This is a genomic window from Daejeonella sp., assembly GCF_036405355.1.
GTDB lineage: Bacteria > Bacteroidota > Bacteroidia > Sphingobacteriales > Sphingobacteriaceae > Daejeonella.
On the sequence record NZ_DASWXT010000055.1, the window covers coordinates 15,975 to 37,390 of the forward strand.

At 40.8% G+C, this 21,416-nt stretch carries 17 protein-coding genes; 6 read left to right on the forward strand and 11 right to left on the reverse strand.

Translation table 11 applies throughout. The features are described 5' to 3' along the window. Positions 1 to 1,338 carry a tRNA lysidine(34) synthetase TilS gene (gene tilS / locus VGE44_RS06955; RefSeq protein WP_331077321.1) on the reverse strand — a complete coding sequence of 446 codons (1,338 nt, stop codon included), beginning with the start codon at positions 1,336 to 1,338 and terminating at the stop codon, positions 1 to 3. A 53-nt stretch (positions 1,339 to 1,391) separates the two neighbouring features. Here tilS and VGE44_RS06960 point away from each other — a divergent pair, with 53 nt between their 5' ends. Next, the gene (locus tag VGE44_RS06960) at positions 1,392 to 3,419 is read left to right on the forward strand and encodes an OstA-like protein (protein WP_331077323.1); all 2,028 of its coding nucleotides are present in this window, start codon (positions 1,392 to 1,394) and stop codon (positions 3,417 to 3,419) included. Here VGE44_RS06960 and rdgB read toward each other — a convergent pair. Both rdgB and VGE44_RS06970 read right to left on the reverse strand, forming a co-directional pair. Further along, positions 3,416 to 3,991, reverse strand: a complete 576-nt coding sequence (rdgB, locus tag VGE44_RS06965) for an RdgB/HAM1 family non-canonical purine NTP pyrophosphatase (RefSeq protein ID WP_331077325.1) — start codon at positions 3,989 to 3,991, stop codon at positions 3,416 to 3,418. The genes VGE44_RS06960 and rdgB overlap by 4 nt on opposite strands. A gap of 1 nt (position 3,992) precedes the next feature. After that, entirely contained in the window at positions 3,993 to 4,589 is a 597-nt protein-coding gene (locus tag VGE44_RS06970) for a hypothetical protein (protein ID WP_331077327.1), read from the reverse strand. 314 nt (positions 4,590 to 4,903) lie between these two features. Between VGE44_RS06970 and VGE44_RS06975 the strand changes: the two genes are divergently transcribed. Together VGE44_RS06975 and VGE44_RS06980 are read left to right on the forward strand one after the other, a co-directional pair. After that, positions 4,904 to 6,268: a peptidylprolyl isomerase gene (locus VGE44_RS06975; RefSeq protein ID WP_331077329.1), complete on the forward strand. Its 1,365-nt coding sequence runs from the start codon at positions 4,904 to 4,906 to the stop codon at positions 6,266 to 6,268. A 3-nt stretch (positions 6,269 to 6,271) separates the two neighbouring features. After that, a complete protein-coding gene (locus tag VGE44_RS06980; RefSeq protein ID WP_331077331.1) occupies positions 6,272 to 7,237 on the forward strand; it encodes a MoxR family ATPase in 966 nt (321 codons plus the stop codon). Here VGE44_RS06980 and VGE44_RS06985 read toward each other — a convergent pair. The 8 genes from VGE44_RS06985 to VGE44_RS07020 all read right to left on the reverse strand — a co-directional run bounded on the left by VGE44_RS06985 (position 7,234) and on the right by VGE44_RS07020 (position 16,080). Then, a complete protein-coding gene (locus VGE44_RS06985; RefSeq protein WP_305364692.1) occupies positions 7,234 to 7,548 on the reverse strand; it encodes a phosphoribosylpyrophosphate synthetase in 315 nt (104 codons plus the stop codon). The genes VGE44_RS06980 and VGE44_RS06985 overlap by 4 nt on opposite strands. A gap of 187 nt (positions 7,549 to 7,735) precedes the next feature. Beyond that, complete coding sequence (locus VGE44_RS06990) at positions 7,736 to 8,608, reverse strand: nuclear transport factor 2 family protein (RefSeq protein ID WP_331077333.1); 873 nt, start codon at positions 8,606 to 8,608, stop codon at positions 7,736 to 7,738. Between the two features lie 133 nt (positions 8,609 to 8,741). Beyond that, positions 8,742 to 10,202: a cysteine--tRNA ligase gene (cysS, locus tag VGE44_RS06995; RefSeq protein ID WP_331077334.1), complete on the reverse strand. Its 1,461-nt coding sequence runs from the start codon at positions 10,200 to 10,202 to the stop codon at positions 8,742 to 8,744. A gap of 50 nt (positions 10,203 to 10,252) precedes the next feature. Further along, positions 10,253 to 11,377: an endonuclease/exonuclease/phosphatase family protein gene (locus tag VGE44_RS07000; protein ID WP_331077335.1), complete on the reverse strand. Its 1,125-nt coding sequence runs from the start codon at positions 11,375 to 11,377 to the stop codon at positions 10,253 to 10,255. Beyond that, positions 11,377 to 12,228, reverse strand: a complete 852-nt coding sequence (locus VGE44_RS07005) for a rhomboid family intramembrane serine protease (protein ID WP_331077337.1) — start codon at positions 12,226 to 12,228, stop codon at positions 11,377 to 11,379. The genes VGE44_RS07000 and VGE44_RS07005 overlap by 1 nt, the downstream gene beginning before the upstream one ends. Then, positions 12,221 to 12,970, reverse strand: coding sequence for a rhomboid family intramembrane serine protease (locus tag VGE44_RS07010; protein ID WP_331077339.1), 750 nt, complete (start codon positions 12,968 to 12,970; stop codon positions 12,221 to 12,223). Before VGE44_RS07010 ends, VGE44_RS07005 begins: the two co-directional genes overlap by 8 nt. Positions 12,971 to 12,987: 17 nt before the next feature. Beyond that, on the reverse strand, positions 12,988 to 14,844 hold the full coding sequence (gene mutL / locus VGE44_RS07015; RefSeq protein ID WP_331077341.1) for a DNA mismatch repair endonuclease MutL: 1,857 nt from the start codon (positions 14,842 to 14,844) through the stop codon (positions 12,988 to 12,990). Between the two features lie 246 nt (positions 14,845 to 15,090). Continuing rightward, on the reverse strand, positions 15,091 to 16,080 hold the full coding sequence (locus tag VGE44_RS07020) for a cytochrome c (protein WP_331077343.1): 990 nt from the start codon (positions 16,078 to 16,080) through the stop codon (positions 15,091 to 15,093). Positions 16,081 to 16,340: 260 nt separating this feature from the next. Here VGE44_RS07020 and VGE44_RS07025 point away from each other — a divergent pair, with 260 nt between their 5' ends. The 3 genes from VGE44_RS07025 to bshA all read left to right on the forward strand — a co-directional run bounded on the left by VGE44_RS07025 (position 16,341) and on the right by bshA (position 21,016). Beyond that, complete coding sequence (locus VGE44_RS07025) at positions 16,341 to 17,969, forward strand: amidohydrolase (protein WP_331077345.1); 1,629 nt, start codon at positions 16,341 to 16,343, stop codon at positions 17,967 to 17,969. After that, on the forward strand, positions 17,953 to 19,785 hold the full coding sequence (locus tag VGE44_RS07030; protein ID WP_331077347.1) for a serine hydrolase domain-containing protein: 1,833 nt from the start codon (positions 17,953 to 17,955) through the stop codon (positions 19,783 to 19,785). Before VGE44_RS07025 ends, VGE44_RS07030 begins: the two co-directional genes overlap by 17 nt. 94 nt (positions 19,786 to 19,879) lie before the next feature. Further along, entirely contained in the window at positions 19,880 to 21,016 is a 1,137-nt protein-coding gene (gene bshA, locus VGE44_RS07035; RefSeq protein WP_331077349.1) for an N-acetyl-alpha-D-glucosaminyl L-malate synthase BshA, read from the forward strand. Positions 21,017 to 21,416 lie beyond the last annotated feature (400 nt).

A 21,416-nucleotide genomic window follows, 5' to 3' on the forward strand; every position in this document is an offset into this window, starting at 1 on the left:
TCAGATCAATTGTTCTAAGATAAAAACTTTTTTTGTGATGGGGCTAATTTTATAGCGCTCATCCACACGTAAACCGGCCAGCCATACAATATCTCCATTACTGTTTTCCAAAACCCCAATGTCTTTTTTATGATTCAGACTGATCTTCCTGTCGACAAAAAAGTCGCTTAGTTTCTTTTTTAGTTTCAAGCCCAGGGGCTGGAAATAATCCCCATTCTTCCAGCTTCTTAATGTTAATGGAAAGCGGAGCAGATCATAGTCGAGCTGGGCGATGTTTTCAGCCTTGCTTAATTCAAACTGACTAACCGGAACAATTTTACATTCGAATTTCTGCTTATTCCAGATGCAATTCGAAGTGGTGGATTCAAGCAATACATCCTGAGCTTTATCCTCGTTTATCCTGCTCAGAATCATACGTCCACGATCTAAAAGCAATTGATATCCGGCAGAGCGGAATATCTTTCCAGGTTTTCCATCCCATGCATGGGCAAGATCATTAAGCACTGTTTCTGTAAATCCGTAAGGATGAAACAGGCCATAAAGTAATGTGCTCAAAGGATTTAATTTCTTAAGTTCAGCAATACTGATCTCAAATTCATCTTCAGCAAGTTTAATAAACAGGCGCTCCCTAATTTCCTGTACACGCAGCTCTAGTAAGATCTCCAGTTCTGCAAAACGCTTCCTGTTGGCTTCAAATGTTTGCTCCAATGCCGGATTGAGCTCTTTCAGGACGGGAATTACTTCCAAACGGAGTTTATTCCTGGAATATTTTACGGATAGGTTTGAGCTGTCTTCGCGGTAAGCATAGGCTTTATGCATGACAAGTTCATCAATTTCATCACGGCTCAAAAATAAAAGCGGACGGATTAGTTTCCCTTTTTTTGGTAAAATTCCATGCAATCCAGAAATACCTGTCCCGCGGGTTAAGTTGAGCAGCATTGTTTCAATCACATCATTCTGATGGTGGGCGACTGCGATGTACTGATAATCAAATTCAGTCCTGATCTTTTCCAGCCATTGGTAGCGCAGATCCCTTGCCGCCATCTGAACAGAAATATGATTGGCATTGGCATATTCCATGGTATCAAAACGCTGGGTATAAAAAGGTACCTCAAGTTCTTCGGCAAGTTCTTCTGTAAAGCGCTCATCAAGATCAGATTCCGCGTCCCGCAGGTTAAAATTGCAGTGTGCAATACCAAAACGATAGCCTGCAGCTTTAAAAAGACGGGCCATCAAAACAGAATCACGGCCGGCACTAACTGCAAGCAGAACAGGCTCTTCTTCAATAAAAAGGGCATGCTGTTTGATGAATGATTGCAGTCGGCTAAGGGCTTCCATAAACTCAAAATTATTTAATTAAAAATCCTTAGCCAAAAAACTATTTTTGTAAGGTGAGGAAAGTCATATTTTCAGTTCTGTTTTCAATACTATCGGTCGCGGCTTTTGCTCAGGGGCGGCAGATTGAGATCAGGTCATCCGAATTGGTTAAAGGCTTTCAGGCATCCGGTTTTGCGCGAATCATCCGTCCGGTTTTTGTGCATGAAGGTTCAACTCTCGCTTCCGATAGCGCTGATTTTAATCAGACAGCAAATACCTTTGAGGCATTCGGGCATGTGGTAATCACTCAGCCATCCGGAACCGTTATCTACTCAGACCATCTGAACTACGATGGAAATACCAAACTGGCAGTTCTGACTAACAAGGTAAGGTTAATTGATGGGGATGCGACATTAAGCACCGATCATTTAACATATAACATGACAACCAAGATTGGTACCTATGTTGGTGGTGGTAAGATTGTGAATGGTAAAAATGTGCTGACCAGCAAGAACGGATACTATTTTGAAGCCTCAAGGGATTCTTATTTCAGATACGATGTGGTTCTGACTACACCCGATGCACTGATCAAAACAGACACTCTTCGTTACAATTCCACTTCGAAAATTGCTTACTTCTACGGTCCTACAAATATTTATGGCAAGGATGATACACTTTATACCGAGAACGGAACCTACAATACCCAAAGTGATCAGGCCCATTTCGGCAAAAATAATCTATATACTCAGGGCAGTAAATCATTAACCGGCGACAGTCTTTTTTACGATCGTAAAGCAGGTTATGGCAGGGCATTGGGGAATGTTTTCTTTGTTGATACTGCTGAGAAAGCTCAGCTCAGGGGAGGGATAGGAGTTTATAAGAAGGCAGATGAAAGTATTCTGGTCACAATAAACCCCTATGTTGTGATCATTTCCGAATCGGATTCTGCCAAGGTAGATTCCATCTGGATGACTGCCGATACTCTTTTTAGCAAGGTAATTTTTACCCGCGACCTGATCCCATACAAAAAGGAAGAAATGGTCCCGGATGATCAGCTTGCCGCTAAAGAAGCGCCGGCGGCACTGCCACAGGAAGTCCCGGCTGATCAGGGAAACGTACGGGCGGTAATTGTACCGGATAAAAGTGCTGATGCAGCTGATTCAGTTAAAGCACCCGGTAAAATAAAGGAACCCGAAAAGCTGATCCCGCCTCCGGAAAAGGAAAAACCGGTGATAAAACCTGATCAGAAGCCTCCGGCCAAAGCAAAGCCGGATAAGGGTGCAAAGAAAATTGATTCCACATCCGTAAAGGGCAAATCAGATACCTTAAAAACAGCGGCGCTGCTTCTGGATTCAGTTTCAACTGATACTGCGAAAACCAGAATTGTGATTGCCTATCATCGGGCAAAAATATTCAAGTCGGATCTGCAGGCAAGGGCAGATTCTATGTTCTTCAGCTATTCTGATTCGACGGTAAGATGTTATGTAAATCCAATGATCTGGGCTCAGGGTTCGCAGCTTTCGGGTGATACTGTCTATTTGCAGATGAAGAATAAGAAAATGGATAATATGCTGCTGCAGCATAACAGCTTCATTGTGAACACGGAAGATGCCGATTCAACAAACTTTAATCAGATAAAAGGTAAAGTGATCACCGGTTATTTTAAGGATAATAAGCTGAGCAGCATGTATGTGGATGGTAATGCAGAGAGTGTTTACTATGTAAAAGAGGATTCATCCTACACCGGACTGAATCATCTGGTGAGTGGCCGTTTAAAGATTCTGTTAAAGGATAATAAACTCCAGAGTATTACTGCAATTCGTGCTATTGATGCCTCCATTACCCCTATGGCAGATCTCAAAGAGGAGGAAAGGGTTTTAAAAGGCTTTATCTGGAAACCAAGAGATCGACCGAAATCTAAGGAAGAGATCATTCCTCAACTTGCAAAAGCTGAGAAAAAGCCTGATGTTAAGGGTAAAACACCTGTCAAGACTATAACAAAAACACCCGTGAAGGAAGAAGCGAAGGCCAAAAGCATGGAGAAAACGAAAGAGCCGGCCAAAGCGGCACCGAAACAGCCTTTGCGTAAACAGCAGAATTAAATCCGAGTTTTAAGGAAACTGATAAGCTTCTCAACAGCAATTGCTCTATGGCTGATCCTGTTTTTTTCTGCAGGATCCATTTCTGCAAAACTGATCTCATAACCATCCGGCTGAAAAATTGGATCATAACCAAAACCCTTACTTCCTGATCGCTGCAGCTTAATCTTACCTTCAATACTTCCCTCAAAGAGATGCTCTTTACCATTCAGAATCAGGGAAATGACAGTCCTGAACCTTGCAGTTCGGTTTTTCTGCCCTTCAAGCCTGTCCAGAACCAATTGCATATTCTGCTCAAAATCTCGGCTGCCTGAGTAACGGGCAGAATAGACCCCCGGTTCTCCATTCAGGGCATCAATTTCAAGTCCGGAGTCATCAGCAAAGCAATCACAATGATACCTGTCGAAAATATACCTGCTTTTCTGACCTGCATTTTCTTCAAATGTGCTGCCTGTTTCGGGAATATCATCAAAACAAGCGATATCATTCAGGCTTTTCAGAATAATAGCTGAACCGGCGATTGCACGGATCTCATTTACTTTATGCTCATTAGCGCTAGCAAAAACCAGTTCCATCTTAAAAGTCTTTCATTACATTCCAGAATTCCCTTTTTTTCATCGTATCCTTAATCATTTCATCAATGCTATAGGTACAAAGAATCTTTGCATTCTCTTGTTTTACAACCTGGTTTGAGCTTTGAGATGGTAAGGAGATTTGCCGGGGATCAATTCCAAACAGCACTATTTTATTAAAACTAAAGAATTCTTTCAAATCAGTATAATTTACTCCGGGATACTGATTGATGTTAAGAACGGCAAGATCGCGTAATTCCAAACCTTTTGCAGACATAATCTTGAGGAGGGTTTCTTTCTGAGTACTGCTGATATCCTTTTGATTCGGCTCATTAAATAAGATCAGAAAATATTTATTGTTTTCGCCCAGGTAGCTAAACTCCCTGATTTTTTCAGGCTCTGCAGCTTTTTGTGGCAAGACTTCTTTAGATTGCAGAGCGGGAATTTCCGGAACTTGAATATCATTTACTTTCTGACTGCTGATTTCCGACGCCTGCTCAGTTTTGGCAGATATTAACTGCTCATTTTCAGGCAGAATGTACAGATCCTCTGTCATCAAAAGCCGCAGGGCATTGCTATTCTGTGTAAGCAGGTTTGACATCTTTTATTTTTTTCGCTGATCGTGTTTGCAAACTTAGTAAAGCATCTGTTAAAAATAGTTAAAAGCACTCAGCTTCTTTTTCAAAAGCTTAACTTAGAGGCAATCCTGAGGGTATTGATTCCTGACCGGAATGTAAAATCATAAATTGCAGAATATTCAATACCTGTTCATTTAAATCATTGATTTATGAATAATTACTGATAATTTTGCGGGATAGGGTCTCTGGTAAGAGGCTTCTGTTTTTTATAGGGATTGGATTATTAAAAAGGGAATATTTTGCGGCCCTGAATCGCAATGAAAGAAGATATTTAGAAATGAGAAAGACCTTAGGGATATTAACGATACTATTACTGTTGAGCATTGTGCAGCTAAATGCACAGAATAAGAAAAAGTCCCTTGATAAAGTCGCTGCGGTAGTTGGAAGTTCAATTATTTTACAATCAGAAATTGAGTTGCAATATTCACAATATCTGGCACAGGGAAATCCTCCAAACCCGGATGTCAAATGCAGCATCTTGCAGGGATTACTTTCACAGAAAATTCTTGGTCAGCAGGCTATTATAGATTCGGTTACTGTAACAGAAGACCAGATCGATAGTGAGATTGAGAGACGTTTACGTGCAATGACAGGTCGTGCCGGAGGACAGGAACGCCTTGAAGAATTCCTGGGTCGTTCATTGATCCAGTATAAGGATGAGATCAGACCGGATATCAAGGAAATGCTGGTTGCTCAGAAAATGCAGGCCAAGATCACAGAGAATGTTGCGGTTACTCCACTAGATGTTAAGAGATACTTTGACGCGATTCCGAAAGATAGTTTACCTTTCTTTAATACTGAAGTAGAGATCGGAGAGATTGTTGTATTTCCAAAGCTCAATAAAGAAGAAAAGGAAGTTTTTCATGATAAGGCAGAAGTATTACGTTTGAGAATTAAGTCTGGTGAAGATTTTGCAACACTTGCTAAATTATATTCGCAGGATCCGGGTTCTGCCCGTGATGGTGGTGACCTTGGATTTATGGATCGTACCAGTTTGGTAAAAGAATTTGCAGCCACTGCTTTTAAACTTAAGTCGGGCGAATTATCGCAGGTTATTGAGACTGAATTTGGTTTCCATGTGATGCAGGTTATTGAAAGACGTGGTGAGCAGGTGAATGTGAGGCACATACTGATCAAAACTGAACCAACACCGGCCAGTCTTGAGCGGGCAAAGGCGCATATTGACAGTATTTATCAATTGGTATTGGATAAGAAGATTGATTTCGGAGCAGCAGCATCTCTCTATTCTGATAATAATGAAACCAAATACAATGGCGGGATGATGTTAAATGCAGAGAATGTTCAGAGCCGTTCTACATTTATTCCGACTGATAAACTTGATCCGCAGGTATTTTTAACGGTAGACACAATGAAAGTGGGCAGTATTTCAAAACCTGCGATATTCACACAGGCCGATGGAAAGACCGGCTATCGTTTTCTAAGCCTTAAATCAAAGACTGGTCCGCATCAGGCTAATCTTGAACAGGACTATCCTAAGATCAAGGATGTTGCCTTTGAAGATAAAAATAACCGTACAATCAGTGAATGGTTTGAAAAACGTCGTAAAATAACGTTCATTAAGATTGACGCTGAGTTTCAGACCTGCCCTGAACTTTCAGGCTGGACAACTGCACAAAATTAGGAAATGAAGACATATCAGACTGATGTAGAAGCCGTGGATGCCCTGCACCTCTCTTACAAGAGGATCAGGGAAGAAATTTCACAGGTTATTATTGGTCAGGATGATGTGGTAAAATCAGTACTCATCTCTATTTTTAGTAACGGGCATTGTTTGCTTGTAGGAGTTCCCGGACTTGCGAAAACACTCCTGGTACAAACTGTTGCTCAGGTTCTGGATCTTAGTTATAACCGGATTCAGTTTACCCCCGATCTGATGCCTTCAGATATTATCGGATCTGAAATTTTGGGAGAGGACCGTACATTTAAATTTATTCGCGGCCCTATTTTTTCCAATATCATTCTTGCAGATGAGATCAACAGAACTCCGCCAAAAACTCAGGCAGCTTTACTGGAGGCAATGCAGGAAAAGGTTGTAACTGTTGGTGGACAAACCCATCGCTTACCACAGCCATTCTTTGTTCTGGCAACCCAAAACCCGATTGAACAGGAAGGAACTTATCCTTTACCTGAGGCACAGCTGGATCGTTTTATGTTCAATGTGTTTTTAACTTATCCTTCATTTGAGGAAGAACTTCAGGTAGTAAGAAATACCACGGCTAACCGCAATGTGGAATTGAAAAAGATATTGAATGCACAGGAGATCAGCTATTTTCAGCAGCTTGTCAGAAATATCCCGATAACAGATAATGTGCTCGAATATGCTGTGTCGCTTGCAGCAAGAACCCGTCCCGGAACAGCTTCAGCTACAGATGACGTTAATAGATTCTTAAGCTGGGGTGCAGGACCGAGGGCATCTCAATTCCTGGTTCTAGGGGCTAAATGCCATGCAGCGATTAGCGGTAAATATTCTCCTGATAAAGAGGATGTCATGGCTATTGCTGAGTCGATTCTCAGGCACCGTATCGTAAAGAATTACAAGGCTGAAGCCGAAGGGATCAGCACCGAAATGATTATCAGTAAGCTTCTTTAATCAATCACTTCAATATTTGAAATAAAGGCAGCTATATGCTCGTCTGAATATGCTCCATAAGCATCTATGATGATGCCTTTATGGCCCTGATTGCTTTCTATTGCATAGATCACAGAACTGTCTTCAGGATCACTCATCCCCTCAAAGCGGTAGTACTCGGTAATCTTCAGATCACTGGCCTGGAATTTCTCACTGATCTTCTCACAGAAGAGACAGGAGTCTTCGTACTTGAAATCATAGTTAAAACCTCTTTCACGAAGGCCGTTTACTGCTTCAAGTAGATTTCGGTAGTTGTATGGACTTGCGCTCATAAGTATTTAGTTGATAATTGACAATTGGGGTTTCGTTTCATATAAAATGAATAAATCAATATTCATGCCTTATTCAGTTCTACATGTCCTATTTCCTAATCTTAATCCAACGAAGTGCATAGTAGAAATATTGTACTTTCTTACGTCACCCGGTAGCTATCACGTCTCCATTGTCAATTGTCCACTGTCAATTGCTCGCAGGTGTATATATTTCAAGTATCACATTCCACTTATGTTCTTCCTGGGATTCCCAGATTCTAATATAATGATATTTGGTGATTACTTTATTCTTTGTGACATAGGCAATGCCATAAGAGTAAGCAAGGTCACTGCCCAGTGCACGATCGGCACGAAGGGGCTCAGATTCAATACTCATCTGATTCTTGCCTACAAAATTATTGATTCTGGCTTTACCGATGATAGGTTCTTCTCCCGGGAATAATAAACGGGCATTTTCTGCCATGAACACATCATGGGCCAGACTCTGATCTTTCATCAGGGTATTAGAAAACAGTTTATCAGTTGTAGTAATGATTTCCTGCCTTTGCTTTAGCCTGGCCGGAGAAATTTGCTTGTAGAATTTAATACTTTTTGGATCTGTAAAATTCAACTCAGGTTCTCTGAGAGGTTTCTGATGTGAAATGCCGAGATCCAGGGCTAATTTCCAAACACCTTTAAAATCTGTTTTCCATACTGAAAGATATTGGCCGTAAGAAGGTTCAGCATCCGGGCTGCTCAGGAATGTATAGGGACCTGTAGTGAAACCCCAATCACCGCTCTGGGATATTTTAGCATAGACCGGTACCCAGCTAAGCTGTCCGGGTCCATCCATTGTACCCTTCCCATAAAAATCTTTAACTTTTACAGGATCTGGCCGGAAGATCAATGATTCATCATCTGAAACTTTCAAAAAAGCCTCTTTCGAGCCATTTTTTTTCGCTAAAGCCGAGAAATAATTTTCTGCGGCTACGAGTGAGTTTACTCTTCCATTGCTTTCCTGGCCGAAACTATTTAATGAAATTAATATCAGCAGGCTGAGAACTATGGAAAATTGCTTCATTTGTTTCTAATGTTTGATCAGGATGTTTAACATAAAATATGCCATAAAATCCGCGAAGGCAGTTTTTACCTGATTTTTTTAGTTTTTATAGAAATTTAATCGAAGTTCAAAATGCCCTCTGTTGATAAATTGCTCAGATCTTATTCCAGGTAGTACCCTCCTTGTTATCCTTTAGCTGTATTCCGATTGAGTTTAAGCCTATGCGGATCTTATCCGAAGTTGTATAATCCTTATTAACTTTCGCTTCAGAACGCAGATTGATAATGAAATCGAGCAGTTTGCCCATATCATCCGATTGATTGCTTTCTTCTTTCAAACCTAAAACGCCGATGACAAAATCGTCCATCAGCTTTTTCAGGGCTTCAATGTCAGCTGCGCTTGCCGCAGTTTTGCCATCATAAACACTATTGATGATGTGAACGGCTTCGAATAGTTCAGCAATCAATACCGGACTGTTGAAATCATCATTCATCGCAGCATAGCATCTTTCTGTCAGGGTTTTCAGATCAATATCAGACTTCTGGGAAGGGTTTAACTTCTCAAGCAAGCCGTAGGCATTGATCAAACGCTTAAATCCTTTATCGGAAGCCTCCAATGCTTCATTTGAGAAATCTAGGGTACTCCGGTAATGTGCCTGAAGCATAAAGAAGCGAACCGACATTGGCGAATAACCCCTAGACAGCAGTGCATGGCTTCCTGTAAAAAGTTCATGTGGCAAAAATCCATTACCCTTGGTCTTCGACATTCTTGTTCCGTTTACTGTCAGCATATTCGTATGCATCCAGTATTTGGCTGGCTGAACATGATTGCATGCCTGTGACTGGGCAATTTCATTGGTATGGTGCGTAGCTGCAAGGTCCATACCTCCTCCGTGAATGTCAAAACTATTACCCAGATATTTACTGCTCATAGCAGAACATTCGATATGCCAACCGGGGAAACCGGCACCCCATGGTGATGGCCATTGCATGATGTGCTCAGGCTTTGCCTTGATCCATAAAGCAAAATCTAAACGCCCTCGTTTTTCATTCTGCCCTCCAAGCTCTCTGGTATTTTCTAAAAGGTCGTCTAATTGCCTGTTAGTTAGTATGGTATAATTAAATTCCTTGCAATATTTTTCTACATCAAAATAGACCGTACCATTTACCTCGTATGCATAGCCATTTTTCAGGATCTGCTTAACCATTTCAATCTGTTCAATGATATGTCCGGTAGCAGTTGGTTCAATCCCCGGAGGCAAAGCATTAAAAAGCCTCATGACATCATGAAAACCAAGGGTATATTTCTGAACAATCTCCATTGGCTCAAGTTGTTCAAGCCGGGCTTTCTTTGCAAATTTATCATCACCCTCATCCATATCACCTTCAAGATGCCCGGCGTCGGTGATATTACGTACATACCTGACTTTATATCCAAGATGCAGAAGATAACGGTAGATCAGGTCGAACATGACGAATGTGCGGCAGTTACCCAAATGGACATCACTGTAAACGGTTGGACCACAAACATAAAGGCCTACAAGCGGCGGATGAAGAGGTTCAAACTTTTCTTTAGTTCTCGAAAGGGTATTGTATATGTACAGGTTACTATCCATGCTGCAAACTTAAAAATTGAAAATCGATTTTTCGGGGATATTGAACGCTTTTATTTTAATTCCAGATCAGTTCTGACAGGGAAATGATCAGATAGTTTCTTGTCAATAATCAGATAGTTCTTTACACTGAATTCAGGAGATGTGAAGATATAGTCAATCTGGAAATTTGGGAAGGCACCATTATAGGTTACTCCAAAGCCGCTTCCTTTCTCACGAAAGCTGTTATTCATCCCCGAAGAGATGGTTTTTACTGTGTATGAGATTGGTGTATCATTAAAATCCCCGGCAATAATATAAGGTATTGTGCAGGAGTCGGTATGACTTTTTACCATTTTTACCTGATTGCCACGCTTAATAAAGGCACTTTTTAAGCGGCTGCCAATCTTTTTGGAAGACTCCACATCAGTGTCAATCTCCTTTTTCACCTTTTGAAGGTATTGGTAATCCTCGGGTTGAAAACTGATCGACTGGAAATGTACATTATATACTCTAAAGGTCTTATCACCTTTCTTCAAATCTGCCCAGATTGCTTCATTCCAGTTCATTTTTTTCGCAAACTGTATGCTTCCCTGCTTCACTATCGGAAACTTTGAGAAGATTGCCATGCCAATGGCCTCATAGCCATTATCTGTTGATGGCTTGAAATAGTAATGTTCTGTATTAAGGATTTCCTGAATATATTTCCTGAAATTATACTCTCCTTTCTTTCTGCTAAAAAATTCCTGGAAGCAGATCACATCAGGCTGCTCATTCCGGATCACATTCAGTATCTGATCTTTGGTGAACTGATCGTTCTTATCTCCGAATTGTTTGAAATTATGGACATTATAGGTCATAATACGAATAAAACTCTTTGAAGACTTTGGAACCATTATCGCTGTGTTTTCTCTGAATCCTATATAATTCAGAATCACACTCCAGCCTGCGAGAATGGCTATACCTGAAATCAGTGCGAATCTTGGCCAGCGGATAAGCCAGTAGATAATGAAGAGCACATTGATTATTAAAATGGCAGGGTATGCAAGCCCGAAAAAGGAAATTATCCAGAAAGAGGAGGGATCTGAGTAAGATGCCAGATAGCTTATCAGCAATGATATTACCGCAAAAATATTGGCAATAAGCACGAACTTACTGAACAGGTGTATCCGGGGCCTTTTTCTGTTGAATTTTGCCATTATTTTTTACTCGCTTTAAATAATGCTTCTTTTTCGGCTTTATTCAAACTATCATATCCTGATTTGGAGATCTTATCCAGAATCTTGTCAATAGTCTCCTGATCAGTGTGAATAGTCTCTGATCTTGTATTACTCTTATTCTGTACAACTTTAAGCCTAGATCTTTTCTTCAGAATCTTACTCAGATCCCTTCCACTATTTAACTGTTTTATAAATACGAAGCCTAATATAGCACCTCCGATATGTGCGATGCTGCCACCCGGATTTCCTCCACCCATTCCAATGATATCAAGAACGAAGTAGGCAATTGCCAGATACTTTAAGCGAACCGTTCCAAAAAGTAAAAGGCGAATGGTAAAATCTGGAACCAGAGTTGCAGTGGCGATAACAACTGCCATCACACTGGCGGAGGATCCTAATAGGATAGAATTTTGCGCCAGTCCGGTAAAAGCAGGCAGAGTATTGTATGCAAGCAGATATAATAAGGCTCCCGTAATTCCACCAGCCAGATAAGTGAAGATGAACTGGCGCTTGTTCAGAAAATCCAAAAAGATCATTCCCATCCAATACAACCAGAGCAGATTGAACAGAATATGCAAAACATCCCGCTGCAGGAACATATAAGTGATAATGGTCCATGGTTTATAAGCAAGGGTCTCAAGATTTGCCGGCATGGATAATTGCCGGCTGATCCAGTCGGCGGTAGAAGTACCAACCCCAAATAAAAATCCAGCTACAGTGATTAGTCCGATAAGCAGAAATACAAGAATATTTATCCCGATGAATAGATAAAGCGGATTCCCGGATCGGAATGCCTTAAAGTATAATTCGTTCAATAAATTCTTATTCATAAAAATTATCATGGCGTTTTAGATGCCACATTTTTACTAAGATAAAACCAAATAGGGCTCCTCCCAAATGTGCAAAGTGCGCCACCGAATCGCCCGAGAATTGCTTAACTCCCAAAAACAACTCAAGAATCACATAAACCGGAATAATATACTTGGCTTTTACAGGCACCGGAATGAACATAATAAATAGTTCAGCATTCGGGAAAAGCATGCCGAAAGCTATCAAAAGGCCGAAAATTGCACCCGAAGCCCCAACCATTGGAGTAAGATATATACCCAAAAGTGTAGAAGCCTGTTCTTGAGAAATCAGGTCGGGATTGAAAGAAATGGTTCTTTTTAATGAATCTACCATAAAACTGCCATTATTCACCGCACTGCCTGTGATACTGTAGACCTCAAAACTTTGAACCAATAATTGGAGGGCCAATGCTCCCAAACCAGTGATCAGGTAAAAGTTCAGGAATCGTTTGGAGCCCATGATATATTCGATGGAAGATCCAAAGGTATAGAGGGCGAACATGTTGAACAGAATATGGAATAAAGACGAATAATCATGCATGAACATATACGTGATCACTTGCCATATCCTGAAATCAGGACCATCGAAGTAATGAACTCCCAAAACCTGGGTCATCATCGGGCCGCCAAACATCAGGGTAGCGATATAAAAAATGATATTGATAATCAGCAGGTTCTTTACTACTGGTGGAATATGCGCAAATGGGGAAGGTCTGTCGTTCATAAATCAATCTGCTGGTATTATTTTTCAAATCTTAGTAATAGTTCTTCAAGGGTAAAGGTGCTGATTACCGGTTTCCCGCTCAGCGAGGTATTCGGCATTTCGCATGCAAATAATTCGTCTATCAGCAGGTTCATTTCATCAACTGATAGGGCCAGTCCTGCTTTTATTGATGTATTACGTGCCAGCGCACGGGCCAGACTATCACGTTTGTTTAATTTTAAGGCACTTTGGTTATTCTTAAAACCTTCAATCAGGTGTTCCAGCATTTCAACTTCACTAATATTTGTTCCGATATCTGCAGGGATACCATCAATAATAAAAGTGTTCTTCCCGAATGTACGGATCTGAAAGCCCAGGGCGTGGATATCCGGTAAAAGTTCTTTAACAAGCTCAAAATCACTGGTATTAAGCGTAACAGTTTGCGGGAACAAACTTTGCTGGCAGGCACCCTGACGGTTTTCAAGATGCTGGAGAAATCGTTCATACAATATCCGCTCATGAGCGGCCTGCTGATCGATCAGCATGAATCCTGACTTGATCTGTGAAATGATGAAACGGTTATGCAGTTGAAAGATCTGTTTTCCGAGTACTTTCAGCACCTGATTATCAATTTCAACATGGCGATTGCCTTCCAGCTCCATTCCGCTCTGCCTGGATTGCTCGGGTTGCACTATTTCGTACAGCGAGCCCCAATTCTTGCTTACACTGGTCCTGTCTTCTCCGGCATTTCGAAGAAAAGGAATTTCCCGTTCTGTTTTTCCAGGACTAAAAGGATTGAAATCAGGATTAAAGGCAATAGACGGAGGCACAATATCTTCATGCGCCTTATGAGTGATCATTTGGCTGAAACCGGTTTCCTGATTGAAATCGAGTGTTGGACTGATATTGTACTTTCCCAATGACCGCTTAACTGCAGAACGGATAATAGCATAAATTGCTTTTTCATCCTGGTATTTGATCTCTGTCTTTGTAGGATGCACATTGATATCGATTTTTGAAGGGTCGATATCAATGAACAAGACATATAGCGGAAAACTATCTGAACTTAAAACCTCTTCAAAGGCATTCATCACTGCATGATTCAGGTATGGATCTTTTATGAAACGGTTATTCACGAAGAAGAATTGTTCTCCTCTGGTTTTTTTTGCGAATTCAGGTTTCCCGATATACCCTTTAAGCTCGATAATTGAAGTATTTTCTTCAACCGGGACCAGTTTCTGGTTATAAGCGTTCCCAAAAAGATGGATGATGCGCTGCTTCAGGCTTCCCTTTGGTAAATGGAAAACCTCATTTCCGTCATGATGAAGCGTAAAAAATACTTCAGGATTGGCCAGTGCAACACGTTGAAATTCGTCATTTATATGACGCATTTCTACCGAATTGCCTTTCAGAAAATTACGCCTCGCAGGAGTATTGTAAAACAAGTTTTTTACACTGATGCTGGTCCCCGGGGGACAAGAAATTGGTTCCTGACTGATGATTTCTGACCCTTCGATGCGAAGGCAGGTTCCGAGTTCATCTTCATGCCTTTGGGTCTTTAGCTCTACTTGAGCAATAGCAGCAATAGAAGCCATGGCCTCACCTCTGAAACCCATGGTTCGGATCGCAAAAAGATCTTCTGCTTTCCTGATCTTGGACGTTGCATGCCGCTCAAAACACATGCGTGCATCGGTCATGCTCATTCCACATCCATTATCAATAACCTGGATAAGTGATTTTCCTGCATCCCTGATCAGAACCTGTATCTTATCCGCTCCCGAATCAATAGCGTTCTCAATCAGTTCCTTCAATGCGGAGGCCGGTCTTTGCACCACTTCTCCTGCTGCGATCTGGTTAGCAACAGAATCAGGTAAAAGCTGTATTATATCAGACAAATTAATATAGTTTATTGTATTAACGAGAATTCCATGCCGTATTCTCAACGTAATTTAAATGAAAAACGCATTGGTAAAATAACAGAAATCTTTCAGGCTTCCGAATATTTTATGTTTTCCAAAACCAAAGATAAGGTGTTTTAGTCTTAAGGGAGGTATAATAAGAATAAAGGGAAAGTAGAATGATAATTATGCCTGTTTATTAAACAGGCATAATTATCAGAAGATTATAATGAGCTAAAAAGTTTATTCAGCTTGTGCCGGGCTGAATTTCTCAACCTTGTTTTTAACAGGTTTAACTGTACGCAGATAGGCATAGATTGCTTTCAGATCTTCGGTTTTCATATTTCCGTACATGGTCCATGGCATCACAGTATTAAATTCTCCCGGTTTAATATCAGCAGGTTTATAGGTGCTATCAGTGTATGATTTAAAGCGATTTACAAACATTTCCTCAGTCCAGTCGGCGATACCGGTTTCGGCATCGGGGGTGATATTTGCCGAGCGAACTACACCACCGCCCGGCATTTTAAACTCAAAGCCTCCTGCCAGGTCCATTCCTGGTAATGGAGCACCCTTATCTTGCTTGGTATGGCATGTAAAGCAATCTGCAGCATTGAAAATATATGCACCATAAGCTACCGCATTACTTGGTTCAGGTATTTTTACGAATTGAGGTTTTTGCGGGATCGTATTGATGATAAAATTCATCGGGAAGTCGGGTACAGACTCAGGAACTACATTTTCAATCGGTTTCAATGTCCGGATATAGGCTATTATTGAATAAATATCTTCACGATCAGATTTGCCATAATTCGGATGCGGCATCAATGGGAAAAGTGCTTTACCATCTTTACTAACACCCGAGGTAATTGCTCTGAATATTTCGCCATCTGTCCAGTCTTTAAGGGCATAAGGTGTAATGTTTTTAGAGTAAAATTTGCCCGGGAATCCGAATTCCTGGTTAAACTCTTCACCACCTTGCCCCAGAGTACCCTCTATGATCGGCCCTGCTGTTTTTGTCCAGTCTCTTTTCGAATGGCAATCCATACAGGCATTTACACTATGAGCAAGGTATTTGCCCCTCTCAACTCTTTCAGGAGTAATTTCAATCGTAATGTTTTCGGGATCTCCAACATCAGGAAGTGCAAAACTGACATAGCTAAGCAATCCAACAATAGCCACAATGGCTATTAGAACAAAGTATTTTACACCTTTTTTTAAATTCTGTTTCATTTTTTATTCGTTTTTGTTTTAGTAGGTATTCGATAATTGAAATTTTAAATTGTTACAGTTAAATGCTTAACGCTCAGAGTCTCTAATAAAAATAATTAATTTTATTAGAAAACAATAGCCTGAATATCAATAAATTATAGGCCCTAAGATTTTTGTATTTTGAACATAAGGACAAGCTTTTTTAATTGAGTTTTTGCAGGGTAATTGCTTAATCATAATTTATATTTACCGATTGAAAGCATTTCTAAAATAAACCTCGTATGATCAGGAACTTCTTTTTATTCGCAATCTCAGTTTTGTTTTTTTCCTGTAATTCTCAGAAACAGGCTGATCTGATTGTTCACAATGCGGTGGTTTATACAGTGGATGAGAAATTCTCAGTCGCTGAGGCATTTGCAATAAAAGATGGGAAAATATTAGAGACGGGGAGTTCTGAAGATATTCTTAAGAAATATAAGGGAGAGATCCTTGATGCAGGGGGGAAGGCTGTTTATCCGGGCTTCATTGATGGACACTCTCATTTCTATGGATACGGGGAGGGGCTGCAACAGGCTGATCTCGTCGGAACCAAAAGCTGGGAAGAAATCCTTGAGAAGCTTCAGCAATTTGGTAAAGAAAATCCCGAAGGATGGATCATTGGGAGGGGATGGGACCAGAACGACTGGACTATTAAAGATTTTCCGGATAATATTAAGCTGAATGAGCTTTTTTCAGACAGGCCGGTAATACTTACCAGGATTGACGGGCATGCGGCGATCGCAAATAAGACTGCACTTGACCTTGCGGGACTGAAACCCGGGCAGAAAATTACCGGCGGGGAAGTAGAAACCATAAGTGGAAAACTTACAGGTATTCTGGTTGACAATGCCCAGAGTGCTGTTTATTCCAAAATTCCGGATCAAACTGAAGCACAGATCAAAGAATCGTTGTTGGATGCCCAGAAGAATTGCTTTGCTGCGGGATTAACTACAGTCACTGATTGCGGTATCAGTCATCGTCTCATACCTGTTATAACTGAACTTCAGGAAAATAAGCAGTTAAAGATGCGGATCTATGGAATGCTTCATGATGATAAAGAGAATTACGATTTCCTGTTTAAAAATGGTGCGATAAAAACCGATCGCTTAAATGTTCGATCCTTCAAAGTTTATATGGATGGAGCCCTTGGATCCAGAGGGGCTTGTCTTCTGGAACCTTATTCGGATAAACCAGGCTATTCGGGATTTTTATTGAGTGATAAAAAACATTTTGCAGAAGTAGCTCAGAAAATTGCTGATGCAGGTTTCCAGATGAATACCCATGCAATAGGTGATTCTGCAAACCGTGAGATACTGAATGTTTATGCTAAAGTTTTACAAGGTAAAAATGATTTTCGCTGGCGGATTGAACATGCTCAGGTGGTGAATCAGGCAGATTTTAAGTTATTTGCTGAAAATAATATCATCCCATCAGTACAAAGTACTCATGCCACATCTGATATGTACTGGGCTGCTGACCGTTTGGGTGCCGAACGGGTTAAAGGTGCCTATGCTTTTAAGCAATTATTAGATCAGAATGGCTGGCTGGTTTTGGGGACTGATTTTCCTGTCGAAAATATAAACCCTATGTACACGTTTTATGCAGCAGTAGTGCGGAAAGATATGAAGGGGTTTCCGGCAGATGGTTATCAGATGGAAAATGCAATGAGCCGGGAGGAAGCTATACGCGGGATGACGATCTGGGCAGCAAAGGGGCAATTTGAAGAGAAGGAAAAGGGCAGCATTGAGGCAGGTAAGTTCGCCGATTTCGTGATTCTTGATCAGGATATTATGAAAGCTGACGCTGAGCAGCTATTTAAAGCTCAAGTGTTAAAAACCTATTTAAATGGTGAGAATGTTTATAGTAAATAAATTATTAAAGATCAGCAGTTTACCAATTGCAGTCTGTTTGCTGAGTTTTTTTACCCTGTCGGCCTGTGCACAAATGTCAGAGCACTTCAGAAATGAATCTTTTTTAGCTGAGTGGAAAAGTGTTGAAAGTTCAACAGTATTATTGAATAATGAAGAAGAACTTGTTCCATTAAAAGATCTGATGCCCTTAACCATAGCCAGTGTCAATATCGGCTCAGCCTATGCCTCAGAATTCGATAGTATTTTAAATAAGTATACCAAAGTTCAGTCCTTTGCCTCTGCACAATACAACCATGATATGCTTAGCTTCAACGATCTGAATGATGATCTGAAGTTTTTTAATACGATAGTCGTTCAAGTTACTGATCAGTCATTGAATGATCCTAGGACTATCCCACTATTACTGGATCTTCAGTTAAATAAAAGCCTGATTGTTAGTTTATCGGGTGATGCAGGAAGCCTGAAACTTCTTGAGGCTTTGAATTCTGCAATTATTTGGTCTGAAAAGAAATCAGCAGTGTCAGCAAATTTTGTCGCACAATTGATATTTGGTGGAGTTGGTGCCAATGCCCGACTGAATCAGGGAATCTCTTCCAGATATGCAGCAGGTTCAGGCTCATCGACTATTCCTATCCGTTTAAAATATACAGTGCCAGAGGAAATTGGAATCAATAGTTCAGCTCTCAGTAGAATTGATGATATCGCTGAAGAAGCAATTCGTCAGAGAGCCACTCCGAGTGCGGTTGTGCTGGTAGTTAAGGATGGGAAAATAATTTTTAACAAAGCTTATGGTACCCGCACTTATATTGACCGTACTCCAACCCGGATTACCGACATTTATGATCTGGCTTCGGTAACAAAGATCTCGGCTACAACCATGGCGGTAATGCGTTTGTACGAACAGGGTAAACTTAAACTGGATACCAATGTAGGAGCCTATATTCCGAGATCGAGAAATACCAATAAAAAGGATATTCCTGTACGTGATGTGATGCTTCATCAGGCAGGATTCATTCCTTATATCCCTTTTTACAGAAACTTATTGGAGACAGATTACAGTCGTGATTCATCAGAAACACATCCTGTAAAGGTTGCGGATAACTATTATTTGCGGAAAGATTATTTCAAACAGGTCATGTGGCCGCTTATGCTGAACTCCGCTCTGTCGAATCAGGGGAAGTATGTTTACAGCGATTTGAGCATGTATTTTATGAAAGACATGGTCGAGCGCCAATCCGGGAAGGCAATGGAAAGCTATGTGATGGATCAGTTTTATAAGCCACTTGGAATGACCAGGGCGGGATTTAATCCGCGTCTCCGCTTTCCAAAGGAAGAGATTATTCCAACGGAAGATGATAAAGAATTCAGGAAGACACTACTTGAAGGCTATGTTCATGATCAGGGTGCTGCAATGGTTGGGGGAGTATCGGGGCATGCCGGACTCTTTTCCAATGCAAATGATCTTGCGATACTGTACCAGATGATTTTGAATGGTGGAATATATGGTGGAACCCGATATTTCAAGACCGAAACGGTAAAGATGTTCACTGCAAAACAATCGGCTATTAGTCGCCGCGGATTAGGTTTCGATCGGTGGGATGAGGAGAGTACCAAAGGCTATCCTTCCAAACTTGCATCTCCGCTAACATTCGGGCATACTGGTTATACAGGAACCTGCGTTTGGGTAGATCCCAAATACAATCTGGTTTATGTATTTTTATCAAACAGGGTAAATCCGGGAGTTACCTCGAAACTCATTGACCTGAATATCAGGGGTCGTATTCAGGACGTGATTTATGAAGCAATTGGGAATTGAGAAGCCTTGCTTAACAGGGCTTTTGATTTGTTACATTGTACTAACATTAATCTCCTTTTAAAGAATTTACTTTGTAATCTAATACAGGATACTAATGAAAATTGGAATAGTTTGTTATCCTACCTTTGGTGGTAGTGGGGTGGTAGCCACAGAATTAGGTAAAGCATTGGCTGATAACGGACATCAGGTCCATTTTATCACCTACAGGCAGCCTGCCCGTCTTGATTTCTTTTCCGAAAACCTATTTTATCATGAGGTTTCTGTCTCAAACTATCCTTTGTTTGATTATCCTCCCTATGAACTGGCACTGGCAAGTAAACTGGTAGATGTAGTCAGGTTTGAGAAACTGGATCTGCTGCATGTACATTACGCCATTCCTCATGCTTCAGCAGCATTTATGGCAAAGCAGATTCTTGCGACATACGGCATTCATATCCCTGTTGTGACAACCTTACACGGCACCGATATTACACTGGTAGGTAAGGATCCAACTTATAAGCCTGTTGTTACATTTTCCATTAATCAGTCGGATGGTGTTACTGCTGTCTCTGAAAATCTGAAGGAAGATACTTACAAACATTTTGATGTAGTTAAAGATATCAGGGTTATTCCGAATTTTATTGATTTACAACGATTTAGTCTTAAAGCTAAAGATCATTTTAAACTCGCAATTGCGCCAAATAATGAGCGGATTGTAGTGCATACTTCCAATTTCCGTAAAGTAAAACGGACACAGGATGTGGTTCACATTTTTGAAAAAATCCAAAAAGAGATTCCATCCAAATTGTTAATGGTTGGAGACGGACCTGAACGGGTTTATTGTGAACAGCTTTGCCGCGATCTTGAAATATGTGATAATGTGAGATTTCTTGGTAAGCAGGATGCGGTGGAAGAGATTCTGTCGGTTTCAGATCTGTTCATTATGCCATCTGAATCAGAAAGTTTTGGTTTGGCAGCTTTGGAGGCAATGGCCTGTAAGGTTCCGGTAATTACTTCAAATGCCGGGGGCTTACCTGAACTTAACATTGACGGTGTTACCGGATTTATGGATAATGTGGGCGATATTGAGGCGATGGCTAAGCACTCCATATTTATCTTAAAAGATGATAAACAACTTGCTTCATTCAAGGAAGGGGCACTTAAGCGTGCTCAGCAATTCGACCTGAGTCTGATACTGCCGGTTTATGAGCAATATTATATGGATGTATTGAAAGAGGCTGCTTCTAAATAATTACCGTCATTTCTGTAGAAGTTAGATATTTCGATGAGCGAAATGGATTGATGTATTTAAAATGTTATTAACGCGAAGAGAAATCTCATAATCAAGAGCATGTCCGCATCAACAGATTTCTCCATAACGCGTATTCCTGGCTTGAGAAGAAAACAGTACTGTTGTGTTCGAAATGACGGCCCCGATCCCGGCATGAGCCGCATAAGGCTGACAGGGTTCTAAACCCTGTCAGCATTGTCAAAACCCTGTCAGCCTTAATAAAAAAGCCCTTCCTGAATTTTCAGGAAGGGCTTTTTTATTAGAAACGAATAATTATTGTTTCGGAGCGGCAGCAGCCACAGGTGCTGTTCCCGGAATGATATTTACTACATCCAATTCAAAAACCAGTGGAGAGTAAGGA